This is a genomic window from Paraherbaspirillum soli, assembly GCF_042654985.1.
Classification (GTDB): domain Bacteria; phylum Pseudomonadota; class Gammaproteobacteria; order Burkholderiales; family Burkholderiaceae_D; genus Paraherbaspirillum; species Paraherbaspirillum soli.
In genome coordinates this window covers 234,082-249,176 of the sequence record NZ_JBHSMT010000013.1, presented here as the reverse complement: position 1 = coordinate 249,176, position 15,095 = coordinate 234,082, and the positions used below count along the sequence as shown (strand labels likewise).

Genomic DNA, 15,095 nt, shown 5'->3' with positions numbered 1-15,095 from the left:
AATGGAACCTGGCACATTCGTGCGCCACTCATCGGTATCGAGGCTTGTATTCAAGGTTGTCATAAAACGTTATAGGAGAACAGCATGCAGTTGCCAGTCACCAGTCCCGTCACTTCAGTCAAGCCGGCCGGCCAAAACGGTCAGTTGCAGATCGAGCGGCCGTCATTCGACCGCGCCGATGCCGAGCAATTTCGCACCGCGCTTGAGCAGCATGGTGCGGCCGCGCCGGGGCCAACCGCCGCCCCCAAGGTGCAGCATGGAAATCGCGTATCGCTGGGCGATAAAATCATGACCCATGCGACCGATTTGGCGGGCGATGTCAAGCAGAACCAAGTGCATGTGTCGAAAATGCTGGAGCAAGCCACCCGTACCGGCGATTCGGCCTCGCTGATGAAGGCCATGCTGGCGCTCAACGATTATCAGATGCGGGTCCAGTTCGTCTCCAAAACCGTATCGAAGGCTACCTCGTCGCTCGATTCACTCACCAAGTTGCAATGATCTTATGCGTCCAAATCATTCTGTGATGATGCAGCGGGTCCGCCTCGGCGGCGCCCGGCTGCTGTTGTCCTTGCTGATGCTGACCTTGTGCGCCTGTAGCGAGAAAGTCAATTTGCAAACCGCGCTGAACGACGCCGACGCCAACGACATCGTGATGCTGCTGAACCGGCATGGGATCGATTCCCAGAAGCGCAGCGGCAAGGAGGGGGCGACGATCACGGTCAACGATACCGATATTTCGCGCGCTACCGAAGTCATGCAGGCAGCTGGCTTGCCGAAGCGCAGTCTGGCGCAGCTGGGCGAGGTATTCAAAAAGGAAGGCATGATCTCGACTCCGCTGGAAGAGCGGGTGCGCTACATCCACGGACTGTCGCAGGAGCTGGAATACACCTTGCAGCAGTTCGACAGCGTCATCACGGCGCGGGTCCATGTGGTGCTGCCGGAACGGGTCGCCCCGGGAGAACCGATCCAGCCATCGTCCGCCGCGGTGTTCATCAAGCACCGGCTGCCGTTTGATGAAGACATGATTTTGCCGCGCGTACGCAATCTGGTGGCGTCCAGTATTCCCGGCTTGTCGGGTGAGGACGGGCGCTCCAAGGTGAGCGTGGTGTTGATGCCGACCGAGGAGGTCATCACCAAGCTCGAATGGACCCAGCTTGGCCCGTTCCAGGTGACGACCGGATCTGCGGCAGGCTTGAGAAGCTTGCTGACGGGCTTGCTGGTGCTGGGCGTGATCGGCTTGTTGCTGGTGACCGTGTTGCTGGTTTTGCGGCATAAGAAAGTCGCAGCCTGGGTGGCGCAGCGTTTTCCCAAAAAAGCGGGCTTCATATTGGGTCATCAGGTGTGAGATGAGATGCGCTCGACGCGGTTATTGGATGCAAAGGTGATGCAATGTTCGCGCAGTCATTGATTGATTGGTGGTTCATGCCGTGGTCGTATGCGCCGGATCGCGGCGCGGCATGGCCGCCGATGGCGGAGCAGCTGGGCAGTCGCGACCGTTATCGCTTGTGGTGTCGGGAAGCCGATGTCGTCGCCGATTTTCCGCCGCAGTGCGATCCGGGGTGGGGTGTGGCGGCGCTTGCCGATGGGGGGCAGCTGCTGGCGGCGGCGCGCTTGTTTGCAGGCTTGATTGCGGCGCGTGAGCATGACGATGCGGAGGCGCGGGCTGCGCTGTTGTCGTTGTCGCCGGCGGAGCGTAAATGGTGCCTGTCGGTGGCGGCGACTCAGCCGCTCAGGAGTTTTTTGCAAGGCATCGAGGGTGGCGCAATTGAGATCGAGGTGCATGGCTTGCTGGAGTTGGCGCTGTATTTGAGCGATGGGTTTCCGGGCATGTGGTCGCGCTTGCGCTTGACTTTGCCGCCGGCGCTGGCGGCGCAGGTTGATGGGCTGTTGGATGCGGCGCCGACGGGTGTGGTTGCGCCTGCTATGCAGGTTGTGCGGGCACAGCGATGCTGGCGGATGTGTCGAGTGCGGGTGGAGGCGGCGGCGCAGGTGCTCGGGGACACGGTTTATGAGGCACCGTAGAGTTAAATGGGGTCAGAGTTTTTTTACGCGGGGTTTTGCGTAAATCACTCTGACCCCTTTTAACGGGCCACGGAGTGTGGACGGTTGTTTTTGCGCTTGTTGGTTTAGACGATCTCAGCTTCTTGCCCTGACGGCGACCGCAAAAAGTAGCTCACCGGGGTCAGAGTTTTTTTACGGCAGTCTTATCGCCGTAAATTACTCTGACCCCGCTGAGCGGGCTACGGAGCATGTGCGTCGGCATTCCTCGGTCGGTCTTTGGGTAGCTAACACGGTTACTACTCCGTGGATGCTCGCCGGGGGTGGCCCGGCAGCCAGTCACTTTTCTTGCTTCGCCAAGAAAAGTAGTCACCCGGGGACATAGTTTATGAGGCACCGCAGCGTGCCGAATTACTGTGTCCCTGTGTGACGGACCACGGAGTGCGGACGGTTGCATTCGGTCAGTTTATGGGGAGCTAACATGGTCGTTGCTCCGTGGATGCTGGTCGGGGGTAGCCCGACAGCTAGTCACTTTTCTTGCTTCGCCAAGAAAAGTAACCAAAAGAAGGCGACCGCAAAGCCACTGCCTTCCCTTTGGTCAGGTCCCCAAATGTGCCGGTTATCAGTCGGGTGTGAAGACAAACTCGCTACGCTCAAACATGTCTTCCCACAATTCCCGACTGACAGCCGCCACATTTGGCAGCGTCCCAATGCGGAATTCAAGATCAACGTCAACGTCAACGTCAACGTCAACAGCAACAGCAACAGTGCGTAGGTTGGGCTGCAAAGCCCAACATCTGGTGGCGATTAAAAAAATGTTGGGCTTTGCAGCCCAACCTACGGTCCTTTTATAACCAGTCATGCGAGATATTTTTATGCAATTCTGCGTCGACGTCGTATCAGTTCCTCCTCAATTACGCGACCACGATGGTGTATTGCGTGCGACGGCCATTGCTGTCACAAGCGATGCCGCCGCGGCGGCGGCTGCGATCATGGAAGATGCCAAGGCACAGGCGCAAGCGTTATGCGAACAAGCCAGCGCGGATGCGCAGGCAGCGGTGCACGAGGCCGAGCGCAACACTTTCGAACAGGCCGGCAATCTACTGCAATCGCTGGAGCAAAGGCATGCCGTACTGCTGGATGGCGCGCAGCAGATCGTGGTGGATCTTGCCCAGGGGCTGTTCGAGCGGCTGGTCGCCGAGCTGACGCCGCGGGAACGGATTGCTGCTGCGTTGCGGCGATTACTGGTTGAGGCGCCGCCTAAGCTGGTGGCGCCTACGTTGCGCGTGCATCCGGATGATGTCGAACTGCTGCCGCCGATCGACTGGGCGCTCAAGGCTGATCCGGGCATGACGCATGGCTGTTGTCGGCTGGAGGCCGATAGCGGCGAGTGGCATGTCAGCTTCGATGCTGCCGTGGCGGCACTGAAGTCGGCATTGAGCAAGGCGGTGGCGGAGTCATCTAGCGACGACGAAGCAGGGCGCTAGCGGCGGCGCAGGACTATGGTCCGCCAGCTGCCTGTGCTTTGCGGTATGTAGTTTATTTTATGTAGCAAAACAACAAACCATTCATAACAACCTTCTCAATCCCTCCTGTATTCGCGGATACCTGTCAATTTTCACAGTTACGCTGACCTCGCTTTTATACAAAACTCAGCTGTAGTTTTGTTACAAAACGACCTCGACGCGCTCCTGCGTCGGCAGTCGGGCCGCGAGCATAAAACGGCCGCCTGCGTGAAATCCTGCGTTAGAAATCATGCTTTTGATAAGGGGAGGGCGATGCGGTCAATTGACGCCGTCAGTACAGGCGACCTCTAAAAAACTGCTGCGCGTCCCACGGTCGGGAGCGCTGCGCGTCGATTCCGGCAAATTCAACCATTACATCCAACCTGGCATCCACACCAAAATCGAGCTGGCTCGATGCAACGACGACGTTCAATTCCAGTTTTTCCAAATAACTATTCAGGAGAAGAAATTGAAAGCGAGAATATTAAAAGGCCTTGCGATCTGCCTTTCAAGCAGTGCGATCGCGGCGGCATATGGCGGTGTCCTGCACGGCGCTGCCGGGACGCAGGCAGGGGCCAGGCAGGTTGCGGCTGCGGATACTTGCTCGGCATGGAATGCGACAGCGATCTATACCGCCGGCCAATGCGCCACTTACCAAGGCAGTACCTATACCGCCAAATGGTGGACGCAAGGGAATGTGCCCGGCACCGATCAATGGGGGCCATGGGTGATTAGCACCACGCCGCCGCCTCCTCCTCCGCCACCACCGCCACCACCGCCTCCCAAGCCAGGCAGCCTGGTTTTCAGCGCATATAAGGACATCACCACCAATATGAACTGGAATACCAACGTCATTTCGACCTCGGTGACTGGTTCGCTGTTGCCGGTGCTGAGCGTGATGCCGGCCAAGCTCAACACTTTGACCTGGTCCTTTGCCACCGGCGAATGCGGCAGCGAAAACTGGGCCGGACTGACGCCAGCCCAGGTGGCCGACAATAACGTCCAGGCCACGGTCCGCGCCGGCAAGACTTACATCATTTCCACCGGCGGTGCCAATGGGGCCTTCACTTGCGGCTCGGACGCCGGCTTCGACAAGTTCATCAAGACCTACTACAGCCCCAACATGCTGGGTGTCGATTTCGACATCGAAGCAGGGCAGAGTCAGGACGTGATCAATAACCTGATCCTGCGCGTGATGACCGCACAGCGTAACTATCCCAAGCTGCGCTTCAGCTTCACGCTGGCCACGCTGGGCGGCAACTCGCCGCAAAGCCTGGGCGATACCGGCGTGGTGGTGATGAATGCGATCAAGAATTACGGCTTGCAGAACTACACCATCAACCTGATGGTGATGGACTACGGCAGCGCATCGGCCGGCAATTGCACCATCGGCAGCAACGGTTTGTGCGATATGGGCAAGTCGGCCAACCAAGCGGCGATCAACTTGCACAACTACTACGGCGTGCCGTTCAACCAGATCGAACTGACGCCAATGATAGGCGGTAACGATACCCAGGACGAAGTGTTCACCAATGCCGATGTCGCCACCATGTCGGCCTTCGTCAAGCAGTACGGCCTGGTCGGCGTCCATTACTGGTCGTTCGACCGCGACAACGACTGCCCGCCGGGGGCTGCCAGTTCGACCTGCAACAGCTACGGTCAGGCCGGCACGCTCGGCTTTACCAACCGCTTTGCGTCCAGTCTGGGGCTGTGAGCGGGTGATTTGACGCAAGCTCATCCGGTCCGGCGATGCAGGACCGGATGAGCGCTCCGATGTTTTTCATTCTGTTTCGCCATGACTGATCGTGACCGCAAATTGATGCCGGTCGCGTCCTTGATAACTGGAGCTCATATGAATACTTCATTGTCCATGTCACGCCTGATCAAGCTAGCCTTGCCGCTGGCGCTGTTGTCGCCGCTGCTGGCGCAGGCGCACGGTTATATCGACTCGCCCAAATCCCGGGCCCGCATGTGCCAGACCGGGGCAAACACCGATTGCGGCGAGATCCAATACGAACCGCAAAGCGTTGAAGGTCCCAAAGGATTCCCCGCTGTCGGGCCGCTTGACGGCACGATAGCGGCGGGCGGGGTGGATCGGTTTTCGGAACTCAACGTGCAAAGCCCGACGCGTTGGCAGACGGTGCCGTTGAAGACCGATAAGAATTTCTTCACCTGGAACTTTACCGCGCTCCACGCCACCACCGATTGGCGCTATTACATTACCAAGCCGGGCTGGGATTCAAGTCAGCCGCTGTCGCGCGATTCTTTCGAGCTGCAGCCGTTCTGCTTCGTCGAAGGCAATTCCAAGCCGCCCAGCAGCAAGCGCGTAACCCACACTTGCCGCATTCCGTCCGACCGCAGCGGCTACCACGTGATTCTGGCGACCTGGAATATCGCCGATACCGGCAACGCGTTCTACCAGGTCATCGACGCCGACATCCAGCCGGCCGCGACGGCGTTGAAGAAGGGCCAGTCCGGCGCCGGCGCGAATGCCGAACGGGTGATGGCTAATCCTTTTGGTGCGACGCATCGCTAGTCACCCCAGCAACCGAACGCAAGCTTCCTCACTCCGTTGTCCGTTAAACGGGGTCAGAGTAATTTATGCGATAACCCTGCGTAAAAAAACTCTGACCCCGTTTAACTCATCCAATCCCGCCTTGCAACGCCGACCGCAAATGTAGCTGGCGTTGATCGGACACTGTTCCGATCACTTCACATCTCCCGCAGAAAATTCACGCCGAAACCGAACTGTTTGGCGTCAGGCGCCACTCATCCATAGATCGAACCGCACCGCGTTCGAGCCAACCTCAATCGTAAGGAGATCCTATGTCGATCAACCAAACCATGCCCGTCATACGTCGCCTCAGTAATAAGCTGGATGACGCCAATCAACAGATGGATGTCTATCTTCAGGGCCAGGCCAAAGGCGAAGCAGGCGACGGCGCCGAGTTTCTCAAAATGCTGGAGCAGCGCACCGTCACGCAAAAGGTGATGGAAGCCCAGCTCAAGCTCAACGAAAAGCCGCTGAAAACGGTGATGACGGAAAGCCGTTAAGTTGATGAACGGGATGGATGCAATGGATAGCGACGACTTTCAAACATGGCTGGCGCAGCAAGCAATGGGCTGCATGATCGATATCGACGGCGAGTCGATCTATTTGAAAGCCCATGCCGACGGCGCCGAGTTGGGCGCGGTGTTGGAAACGGCGCCTACCGGGGAGCAGATCCGGCAGGCGCTGCAGCAGGGGTTTTCCAATGCGCTGGCATATGACGCCGGTCTGGCCTATCACGCCGACCACGCCGATGGCGATAGCCTGAGGTTGACTCAGTGGTTGCCCGGTATACGCAGCTGGCAACAAGCGGCCCAGCCGCTTGAAAACCTGTTGACCCAATTGGCGGCCTGGCGCGCGATGTTCGCTCCCAAGGCGAGCGTGACTAGCGTGTCGGCCGCACCCGCGTCCGCGTTGGACCGGACCGAACAGCGCCTGCGTATGTTGATGGCAACAGGAAAATGATGAGTGCTTCCCACAAATTGCAAACAGGCTCCAGCATGAAACGCTTCTTGATGCGATCGTTGATCGCTGCGCTGCTGGTCGGCGCTCCGTATGCCAATGCCGCCGTGCCTGCCAACTGGAAGGATTCCAGCTTTGCCATCAATGCCAGCGGCATGACGCTGCGCCAGGTGCTGCAGGAATTCGGCTCCGCTTACGGGGTGCACGTTGCGATCAGTGCCTCCGCGGATATGGTATTGAAAGGTCGGGTGCAGGGCGCGACCGGCAGCGAATTTCTGGAGCGGTTGTCGCTGGGCCACAAGTTCCGCTGGTTCGTCTACAACGACACGCTCAACATCGTGCCGGGCGACGATTACCAATCGATGCGGCTGGAAATCGGCGAAGACGCGGTGGGCGATGCCAAGGCGGCGCTGGTCGGACTTGGCTTGTTCGACAGCCGCTTCGGCTGGGGCGAAATTCCGGATGAAGGGGTAGTGGTGGTCAGCGGCCCGCGTGAATACGTCAATCTGGTGCGCACCACTTTGCTGACGGACGGTAAAAAAGCGGTCAGCCAGGGCAAGCAGGTGATGGTGTTCCGTCTGAAATACGCCAGCGCCACGGACCGCGTCATCAGTACCCGCGGCCAGCAAGAAAAAGTACCCGGCATCAAAACCATACTCACCAACCTGTTGACCAAGGATAGCCAGGCCAGCGCCGCCGACGATCGCGACAGACTCGATCTGCACGGCGCGCGTTCGCGCCGGAACGGGCTGGGAGCGGGCGCTGCACGCGAGCTGAAGAGCCCGCGCAGCGACGACACTGGCCGCATGCAGGGCGGCGATAAGTTGGCGCGCAACGACTACGACAATGGCGACGAAGGCGATGGCAACCGTCCAAAAATGAAAAATGGCGCGCCGCGGATCGAGGCCGATTCGTCGCTGAACGCCATCATCATTTACGACAATGCCAACAAGCGCGAGATGTACCAGAACCTGATTGCCGAAATCGATATCGAACCGCAGCAGGTCGAAATCGAGGCGCTGATCGTCGATATCGACCGCAACAAGCTGGCTGAAATGGGCGCTGAATGGAGCTTTGCGCTGGGCGCCATCAATGCCACCGTCAACGGTAGCGGCGCCGATTCGCAGGGCGTCAATTTGCCGCTGCCTGGCTCGACCTTGTTGATTAAGAATGCCGCCAGCTTTTACGCCCGGCTCAAGGCCATGGAAGGCACCGGCGAAGCGCATGTGCTGGCCAAACCGACCGTGATGACCCTGGACAATGTCGCTGCCGTGCTGGATCTCAGTCAAACCGTGTACCTGCCGCTGGTCGGCGAACGGGTGGCCGATGTGGTCAATGTGACCGCCGGCACCATGCTGAAAGTATTGCCGCGGATTGTGCGGGAAGGGGCCAATACGCGGGTCCGGATGGATATCGATATCGAAGACGGCGTGCTGGGCAATGTTTCCGGCAAGACCAACGCGACTCGTTCGACGGTCAGTACCCAGGCGATTATCGAACAACAGCAAACGCTGATGATAGGCGGCTATCACCAGGAATCGACCACGCAGGACCTGAAAAAGGTTCCGTTCCTGGGCGATATTCCGGTGCTGGGGGGCTTGTTTCGCAACAGCGCTTCATCGACCAAGAATCGCGAGCGGCTGTTCCTGATCACGCCGCGCTTGATCGGCGCCTCCGGCATCCCGGCCGCAGCCAGGTCCAGCGCCTCGGAACAGGCGCGCCGGCTGGTGCCGGCGAGCGATGATCCGGTTGCTGCGGTTCCAGCTCCGGTTTCGTTTGCTGTCCCGGCTACGACTATGTCTATTCCTGTTGGCGGTCGGGCGGCCGCCATTCCTGAAAGCGGGCCGGCTGTCGCTCTTCCGCTTCCTGCGCTGCCTGCCGGTGTCCCGAAACTGCCTGCCGGCGTGCCTGCTCCGCAGTCGAAGGCGGTGCCGATGCCGTTGCCGGTAGAGAGTAATCGGGTTGAAACCGCGCAGCATCGAGAAATGCCATTTGTGATCACGCCGCGCTTGCTTGCTACAGTCCACTAGTTCTGGCATGACGGTGGCAAGCAAGTCTGGCGATTCGAAGTAGGTCACGGTGTTTCGCCCTGGCGGCGACCTGCTGGAGTTAATAGGGGACAGAGTTTGAGAGACGCCGTAGCGCGTCGAATTACTCTGTCCCCTATTAACGGACCACGGAGCGCCGAGGTGTTGTTTTATGTTTGCTGGTCTTGACGATCTCAGCTTTTCGCCCTGACGGCGACTTACTTTATTTTGCTTCGCCAAAATAAAGTAAGCAAACAAAAGGCGACCGCAAGCCACTGCCCTCCCGTTGGTCGAGTCCCCAAATGTGCCAGCTATCAGTCGGGTGTGAAGACAAACTCGCTGCGCTCAAACATGTCTTCCCACAATTCCCGACTGATAGCCGTCCCATTTGGCAGCGTCTCAATGCGGAATTCGACGTCGACAGCAACGTCAACAGCAACGTCAACAGCAACGTCAACAGCAACGTCAACAGCAACCCCTCGGCGCTCCGTGGTTCGGGGCGAGACAATGTAATTCGGCGCGCTGCCGCACCTCATAAACGTAGTTCTCGATAACGCTATTAACTATTTTTTCAGCAGGGAAAAGGCAGGAACTACGCGAAAAGTTTTGTGATGAGATTGCCGGCCGCAGTCAGTGCTTGGGCCGCGGGGCGTGTCGCGTTTGGAGGAGGGATGCACATCTGATCGCGGCTTGCGAAATATCAGATGTGCCGTTTGCGATTGTTCGGGTCAGGACATTTCGTTGGCCGATTTGGCCAGCGTGTTGAGGCCCTTCATTTTTGCCATGATGTTGTTTTGTGCCATTCTCCAGAGCGCATCGTCCATCGCCTGTTGTTCCAGCTGTGCCATCTGGGCGTTGACGTCGGCGGCATTTTTGTCAAGGTTGGCGTTGAGAAGATTGGATTGGGTTTGGCTGAAGCTATATGCCGATGTGTCCATATTTAAATCTCCAAGGAAGAGTCAATGTTTAAACGTAAAGAAGGTGCTCGTGAACGCGATGAGCACCTTCAGCTTGCATTGCCATGACATGGACAAAATTTGGCCGTGTCACTTTATGACGGACGTGGGTTATCCAAGTTGCCCCATGGCTTTCTGACCATCGTTGTAGCGACGCATTTGATTGCGCGCCAAATTGACTTTTGCACCGGCAATAGCGTTTTCGCCTTCTTGGTGCTCAATTTCAGCCATTTGTCGCTGTTGATTTAATGAATCTGCTGCGCGCCACGCGTTTAGCGCGTCTTGCGTGAAATTTGTGAGGTTTGGGCCAGCCATATATATATCCTTTCGGTATCAAGTTGAATAAGTGAATTTGACTGTTTTATTACTTGCTTTCTGCAGTCCAAAGTAGGTGGCATCAAACCATCGCCTGGTTCCGTGCCTTTCATTGTTTCGCTTGAAATTTGTCGGCAATCCGAGCGCTGCGCCTGGAAATTGCTTGTTCTGGGAACTTTGACAAGTTTTTCATCACCCATAAGGGCACCTCTAAAACCGTAGCGAGCGGTCCAAGGTCTGGGCGATGAACGTGCAGCACCTGCAGTCGTACGACTGTACGGCGAGCATCACGGCCCAGAGATTGGCGAGTTTGCCAAACCCTGCAGTAGGTTTTTAGAGGTGCTCATAAGCGTATTGCGTACCGCCGGCACATTGCCGGTCCGGGTGATGGAGGCAGGCGATCTGAACTACCTGATAGCTGCCGAAACGCCGTAACAACCGATTAAAAGCAGGCGTCGACCAGACACTTGAATCAACCAAGCCATTATTTTGCCTTACCAAAATCAAACAAAAAAACAGGACGAACCGATGGACGAAGCGGTCGGCCGCATGCAACGTTTTCTGCATGAGATGGTCGAGTATGTCGGCCAAGCCGATATCCGCTATGCGGTGCCAGTGATCGAGCTGCAATTGGGGACGGTCCTGACGGTCACCTCGTTGCTGCTGGACAGTCCAGGGCCAAGCTTGTCCATTACCGCTTTGCTGCCGCGCCAGGAGCAAGCCGGCTACCTTGACGTGCTGCATGCCGTGAGCATCGGTGGTTATCCTGGAATCGCCGGCGGCGGCGAATTTTTCTGGCATGCCGATCAGGGACGTTTCGTCGTGGTGCGGCTGGTGCCGGTGCTGGATTTGCCGGACGAGCGCAGCGTGCTGGATGCCATCCTCGATCTTTCCGAGGATGCGTACGATTGGTTTTGCGTGATCTCCGGCGCAGCTGCGGAGCGTGCGTGAAGCAAGCGATGCCGAATACAAATAAATTCTTCGGAAGATGGAACAACGGCCGCATTCTTCACCACATATAGATGCGCAATATGATGCGTGATTAACTAACTTTTAGGAGAAATACTATGGGCGCAGTTGTAGCTAAGCTTTTACCAGCAATCCTCGGCGGGATCACACCACCACCACCACCACCGCCACCACCACGGCCGCACCTTACTGAGGGAAAGCCCATCGACGGCTAAATCGGCGCCAGTGGTGATTAGTCGCAGAGAGCGCAGGGCGTGCTCTTTGCGGCACACATTACTTGATCAAAAAAGGGGGGGGCTGTGGCAAATTTACGTTTGACCGATAAAGCGGATTTTGGCGTCATGTACGATGCCGAGATTCAAATGTACGACCCCGAATGGTTTCGCAGTCTAAACTTCACAAGAGAAATGTTTATCGCCCATTATGCCAATAGTCCTTCGGTTGGCTTCGAAATCGATGGCAAGATGGTTGGCGGTATGCTGCTGCATGAGAAGAAGGCGCATATGGCGGTACTGCCGGAGTATCACGGACGCTGGGCCTTGTTATGGATGCCCACACTAAACTGGTTATTTTCGTTGCAGGATCCCGTTTCTGTCGATGTCGCCATAAACAACGATAAATGCATCCGCTTCTTGGAGCGGAGTAATTTCAAGCGTACCGGTGTCAAGGGTATTTTCGTCGGTTTCGAGCTTAGTGCTAAATATGTTGAGCATTTGCGCCAACCCCGCTCGGCAAGAACCGGGAACTCCGGTTAGCGATCTGGTTGCGTAGTGAATTGGGGTCAACGTTTTTCAGGTGGTTTGATTGCCGAAAAACGCTGACCCCAATTTACGTTAACGAAAAAAGAACAGCCGCGTTGGCAGGAAAATTTCCGATACGCGTGCTCGCTTCCCATCGTCCGTTCAGCGGGAAGGACTACTAACGCGGCAATCTGCGTAAGAACCGTTGCCCCATTGAGCTAGATCATCGTTGTATCCGTACCCGGACCAATCCAATGTATAGCTCAACAGGTTCCGAATCCGCAGCCGCACTGCGCTTCAAGCCAACTGCGCGCGAATCTGGCCGCGTAAGCGTGACACTCGCGAGCGCACTGTGCCGATCGGAATCTGCAGTTGTTCTGCCGCCAGCTGATAGGTGCTTTCGCCGTCGAGCACAGCTTCAAATGTGCTGCGCAGCTTTGCGGGAATTTCTTCCAGCAACGACTGCACCATGCCAACGATTTGACGCCGCTCGATCAGTTCGGCCGGATCCGAGTTCAGGTCGACTACCTGTTCCAGAATTTCTTCATCAATCGCATCGCAAGGATCGGCGAAATTGCGGCGCACCTGGTTGCGCGCCAGATTGAGCGCGATCCCGAACAGCCAGGTGGACGGCTTGGACAGTCCGCTGAAGCGGTCGGCGCAACGGGCCGCTTCGAGAAAGGTGTTTTGCACCACGTCTTCCGCATCTTCGATATTGCGCACATAGCGCTGCACGAAGCGGTAAAGATGCTGGTGGTGGGTGCGGTACAGGTGATCGATATCGATGTGGGGTACAGCGGATGCGCCGGCATCGCCAGCGGTTTGGAAGAGGGTGGTTTCTGGCGTGACAGTGATCGATGACATTTTGAAGGTTGCTCCTGGAAACGCGCCACTTGGCGGGCGTGACCATGTATTCGCAACCCCTGTGCCATTGCTGTTTGAATTTGTAAGTCATTGAAAATAAAGGAAATGCATTAAAAAATAGGATGGGTTTTTAGAGGATTTCTAAAAATTCCAAGAGTGGTTTTAGAAAAATTCAAAGTAAAGGCAGGTTGTGCCAGAACGTTTCAATAGCAGATTCAACGTCTCTTCAAAACCCACAGCCTTTGTAGTTAATCGGGGACATAGTTTAAGAGGCACCGCAGCGTGCCGAATTACTGTGTACCCGATTAACGGACCACGGAGCGCCGAGGGGTTGTTGTTGACGTTGAATTCCGCATTGGGACGCTGCCAAATGTGGCGGCTGTCAGGCGGGAATTGTGGGAAGGCATGTTTGAGCGAAGCGAGTTTGCCTTCACACCCGACTGATAGACGACACATTTGGGGACCCGACCAGCGGGAGGGCAGTGGCTTGCGGTCGCCTTTTGTTTGCTTACTTTATTTTGGCGAAGCAAAATAAAGGGAGTCGCCGTCAGGGCGAAAAGCTGAGTCCGCCAAGAGCACAACCGTAACAGCAACCCTGGGCGCTCCGTGGTCCGTCACTCAGGGACACAGTAATTCGGCACGCTGCAGTGCCTCACAAACTATGTCCCCGGGTGACTAAGCAAAATAAAGGGAGTCGCCGTCAGGGCGAAAAGCTGAGTGCGCCAAGACAGCAGCACGCAAAAGCAACCCTCCGTACTCCGTAGCCCGCTCAGCGGGGTCAGAGTAATTTACGGCGATAAGACTGCCGTAAAAAAAGCTCTGACCCCGGTGAGCTACTTTTTGTGGCCGCCGTCAGGGCGAAAAGCTGAGATCGTCAAGACCGACACAAGCAACCCTCGGGGCTCCGTGACCCGCCACGCAACGCTCAACACGAAATCCGCATCGCCCCAATGGAACCGAACGCCGGATTCCACCACTGACTAGGTATGACTGATCTCAATATCAATGCCACCTCCCGCACCATGGTGTTCGCCACGAGCGAATCGAATGCGGCCAATCCGACGGCGCCGGTCAACATCACCGGGAAGGCCGAATTTGACGCCCAAAACAATGTGCACCACCATCCTCACCGGCACCATCAAGCCCAAGGGCATCAGAACGTCTTGAAGTCGCCGCGGAATGCATCGCCGCAGCGCCCGCAAAAAAAATCGGGAGTCAACCGGACCGCGGTCAATTCGCCAGACAGCCATGATGATGACGATGATGATGATCTGGGCTTTACCGCGAATCAGGCTATCAGACACCTGAAGGAGGGCGGCGGAGAGAAGCTCGATGCCTGGCTGGAGGGCAAATACGACGCGCTGGAACAGCACACGCTGCTGCGCCGAGCACTGGAAAAGAGCGACGGCAAGGACAGCGAAGGTCTGAAGCAGGCCATCTCGCGCTTGGAAGAAAAGCATGGCGATGCACTTAAAAGCGCGCTGCCGCAGGCCGAGGCATTCGAGACCGCAATCGACCGCATGGGGGCATTGGCGAAGGCCGATCGCCACCGCGATCCGGCGGCACTGAATCAGATCCGCGACATGTTCGGGGGCAGGGCGGGAGATAAACAAGTCAAGCCGTTCGCTGCGTCCGAACTGGCGGATACGCTGCTAAATAAATTCGGCCCGCAACATTTTGTCGCCGGGCTGGCACAATTGCGCTCTGTCATGAGCGCGCCTTTGCGCTCCTCGCATGGCAGCAATCAAGCCCCGCGCATGTGGCTGTCGATGTCGGATGCAGGCAGTTACAACGCGATCCAGTCCAGCTTGGCGATTGGCCGCGATTTGCACGGGAAACTTGCGGTGTCCGGAATGACGCCGCACAAAACCGAAGCGGAAACCAGCATCGAGCTGTTGCGCGCACCGGGGCAGGATGTCGCTAAGTCCAAGTCGGAGCTGCTAAAGACGATCAATGGCAATCAAGCCAGAACCCCGGCCCAGCAAGCGCAGGTGTCGCGCCTGTTGGCGCATGCGGTAGACACGCTGCCGCTGCGCTTTTGGCCGCAAGAATCGATGGGGCAACGGGCCGACCTGCTGGTCGCATTGCGCGGACATGGCGGCCAGGCTTCGGCGGTAGCATCCGCAAACACGGCCGAAGCCGCACTTGAAAAACAGTTACGGGCAAGCACCCCGGCAGCCCCGGCAAGATCAGCAACCTAGCTAGCGGAG

At 57.2% G+C, this 15,095-nt stretch carries 17 protein-coding genes; 13 read left to right on the top strand and 4 right to left on the bottom strand.

Annotated features, from left to right (window positions below):
* The first annotated feature begins 84 nt into the window (after positions 1–84).
* The 5 genes from ACFPM8_RS08700 to ACFPM8_RS08680 all read left to right on the top strand — a co-directional run bounded on the left by ACFPM8_RS08700 (position 85) and on the right by ACFPM8_RS08680 (position 3,485).
* Positions 85–498, top strand: coding sequence for an EscI/YscI/HrpB family type III secretion system inner rod protein (locus ACFPM8_RS08700; RefSeq protein WP_378997094.1), 414 nt, complete (start codon positions 85–87; stop codon positions 496–498).
* Between the two features lie 4 nt (positions 499–502).
* Positions 503–1,345 carry a type III secretion system inner membrane ring lipoprotein SctJ gene (gene sctJ, locus ACFPM8_RS08695; RefSeq protein ID WP_378997093.1) on the top strand — a complete coding sequence of 281 codons (843 nt, stop codon included), beginning with the start codon at positions 503–505 and terminating at the stop codon, positions 1,343–1,345.
* Between the two features lie 44 nt (positions 1,346–1,389).
* Positions 1,390–2,022: a hypothetical protein gene (locus ACFPM8_RS08690; protein WP_378997092.1), complete on the top strand. Its 633-nt coding sequence runs from the start codon at positions 1,390–1,392 to the stop codon at positions 2,020–2,022.
* Positions 2,023–2,608: 586 nt separating this feature from the next.
* Positions 2,609–2,773 (top strand): hypothetical protein, encoded by a 165-nt coding sequence (locus tag ACFPM8_RS08685; RefSeq protein ID WP_378997091.1) that lies wholly within the window; start codon positions 2,609–2,611, stop codon positions 2,771–2,773.
* Positions 2,774–2,933: 160 nt separating this feature from the next.
* Positions 2,934–3,485, top strand: coding sequence for a FliH/SctL family protein (locus ACFPM8_RS08680; protein WP_378997090.1), 552 nt, complete (start codon positions 2,934–2,936; stop codon positions 3,483–3,485).
* Between the two features lie 310 nt (positions 3,486–3,795).
* Here ACFPM8_RS08680 and ACFPM8_RS08675 read toward each other — a convergent pair whose 3' ends face one another.
* Positions 3,796–3,951 (bottom strand): hypothetical protein, encoded by a 156-nt coding sequence (locus ACFPM8_RS08675; protein ID WP_378997089.1) that lies wholly within the window; start codon positions 3,949–3,951, stop codon positions 3,796–3,798.
* A gap of 21 nt (positions 3,952–3,972) precedes the next feature.
* Between ACFPM8_RS08675 and ACFPM8_RS08670 the strand changes: the two genes are divergently transcribed.
* From ACFPM8_RS08670 to sctC, 5 genes are all read left to right on the top strand, one after another.
* On the top strand, positions 3,973–5,217 hold the full coding sequence (locus ACFPM8_RS08670) for a carbohydrate-binding protein (RefSeq protein WP_378997087.1): 1,245 nt from the start codon (positions 3,973–3,975) through the stop codon (positions 5,215–5,217).
* Positions 5,218–5,355: 138 nt separating this feature from the next.
* A complete protein-coding gene (locus ACFPM8_RS08665; protein WP_378997085.1) occupies positions 5,356–6,039 on the top strand; it encodes a lytic polysaccharide monooxygenase in 684 nt (227 codons plus the stop codon).
* A gap of 290 nt (positions 6,040–6,329) precedes the next feature.
* Positions 6,330–6,557 carry a hypothetical protein gene (locus tag ACFPM8_RS08660; protein ID WP_378997084.1) on the top strand — a complete coding sequence of 76 codons (228 nt, stop codon included), beginning with the start codon at positions 6,330–6,332 and terminating at the stop codon, positions 6,555–6,557.
* Between the two features lie 4 nt (positions 6,558–6,561).
* Positions 6,562–7,017 carry a hypothetical protein gene (locus tag ACFPM8_RS08655; RefSeq protein WP_378997083.1) on the top strand — a complete coding sequence of 152 codons (456 nt, stop codon included), beginning with the start codon at positions 6,562–6,564 and terminating at the stop codon, positions 7,015–7,017.
* Between the two features lie 35 nt (positions 7,018–7,052).
* The gene (gene sctC, locus ACFPM8_RS08650; protein WP_378997082.1) at positions 7,053–9,044 is read left to right on the top strand and encodes a type III secretion system outer membrane ring subunit SctC; all 1,992 of its coding nucleotides are present in this window, start codon (positions 7,053–7,055) and stop codon (positions 9,042–9,044) included.
* A 725-nt stretch (positions 9,045–9,769) separates the two neighbouring features.
* Here sctC and ACFPM8_RS08645 read toward each other — a convergent pair.
* Positions 9,770–9,979 carry a hypothetical protein gene (locus tag ACFPM8_RS08645; protein ID WP_378997081.1) on the bottom strand — a complete coding sequence of 70 codons (210 nt, stop codon included), beginning with the start codon at positions 9,977–9,979 and terminating at the stop codon, positions 9,770–9,772.
* 129 nt (positions 9,980–10,108) lie between these two features.
* Complete coding sequence (locus ACFPM8_RS08640; RefSeq protein WP_378997080.1) at positions 10,109–10,312, bottom strand: hypothetical protein; 204 nt, start codon at positions 10,310–10,312, stop codon at positions 10,109–10,111.
* A gap of 528 nt (positions 10,313–10,840) precedes the next feature.
* On the opposite strand from ACFPM8_RS08640, the gene ACFPM8_RS08635 reads away from it, so the two are divergent.
* Both ACFPM8_RS08635 and ACFPM8_RS08630 read left to right on the top strand, forming a co-directional pair.
* Entirely contained in the window at positions 10,841–11,263 is a 423-nt protein-coding gene (locus ACFPM8_RS08635) for a hypothetical protein (protein WP_378997079.1), read from the top strand.
* 317 nt (positions 11,264–11,580) lie between these two features.
* Complete coding sequence (locus tag ACFPM8_RS08630; RefSeq protein ID WP_378997078.1) at positions 11,581–12,036, top strand: GNAT family N-acetyltransferase; 456 nt, start codon at positions 11,581–11,583, stop codon at positions 12,034–12,036.
* A 282-nt stretch (positions 12,037–12,318) separates the two neighbouring features.
* Here the strand turns inward: ACFPM8_RS08630 and ACFPM8_RS08625 are convergent, their stop codons facing one another.
* The gene (locus ACFPM8_RS08625; protein WP_378997077.1) at positions 12,319–12,885 is read right to left on the bottom strand and encodes an RNA polymerase sigma factor; all 567 of its coding nucleotides are present in this window, start codon (positions 12,883–12,885) and stop codon (positions 12,319–12,321) included.
* Positions 12,886–13,871: 986 nt separating this feature from the next.
* Between ACFPM8_RS08625 and ACFPM8_RS08620 the strand changes: the two genes are divergently transcribed.
* Complete coding sequence (locus ACFPM8_RS08620) at positions 13,872–15,086, top strand: hypothetical protein (RefSeq protein WP_378997076.1); 1,215 nt, start codon at positions 13,872–13,874, stop codon at positions 15,084–15,086.
* The last annotated feature ends 9 nt before the right edge of the window (positions 15,087–15,095 follow it).